Raw genomic sequence first — 751 nt, 5'->3', positions numbered from 1 at the left:
TGATCGGCGGTGTAGAGCGTGGGCCAGTCGGGATTGATGCGGTCGTGGACTTCGCCCTCGGTGCTGACCGTGCTTTTCCCCGGACGCACGGGGGTCGGTGGCTGCGGCGGCACCACATGATCGAAGAAGCCATCATTTTCGTCGTAATCCAGGAGCAGCGCGGTCTTACCCCAAACCTTAGGATTGCTGGTCAGGGCATCCAGGACCCGGGCGATATAGATGGCGCCATAGGCCGGCGGATACGAGGGATGCTCGGAATAGCCTGCCGGTGTGACTATATAGGAGACCTGGGGTAGGCGGTCCTGCAACACATCCTCGAGCAACGCCGCCACCCCGCCCGGACGGCGGGCCCGCTGCGCCAAGGGCGAACTGTCGGGGGCCTCGGCAAAGGGCTGAAAGTAGAGCAGGGCATTCTCACCGAAATTGCCGGTCATGGGGTTGTGATCCACTTCATGCAGGCCCTCCTGATACACCCGCCAGCTTATCCCCGCGCTTTGTAGGCGCTCGGCATAGGTCGGCCAGGTGAAGGGCTTGACCCCCTTGGTCCACAGATGGGTATCGTCATCGATATAAGGCCCACCATGCTCCCCGCCAGGGTCGATGGAGCCGGTAAAAAGCATGCAGCGGTTGGGACAGGTAGGGCCGGCCTGGGAGGCAAAGTAATGGTCACAGACGGTGAAAGCATCGGCCAGGGCGTAATGGAACGGAATATCCGCCCGTTCGAAATAGCCCATAGTCATGTTGGTCTTGT

At 61.1% G+C, this 751-nt stretch carries 1 protein-coding gene; it reads right to left on the bottom strand.

Features of this window, described 5'->3' with window-relative positions; translation table 11 throughout:
• Positions 1-740: phospholipase C (locus AB4090_RS15095; RefSeq protein WP_369574698.1), on the bottom strand; the 740-nt coding region annotated here is incomplete at its 3' end.
• Positions 741-751: the final 11 nt, after the last annotated feature.

Origin of the sequence: Acidithiobacillus sp. IBUN Pt1247-S3, assembly GCF_041146875.1 — a bacterium.
Taxonomy (GTDB): Bacteria; Pseudomonadota; Gammaproteobacteria; order Acidithiobacillales; family Acidithiobacillaceae; genus Igneacidithiobacillus.
The sequence above is the reverse complement of the archived record's forward strand: the minus strand, read 5'-3'. Positions and strand labels throughout refer to the sequence as shown.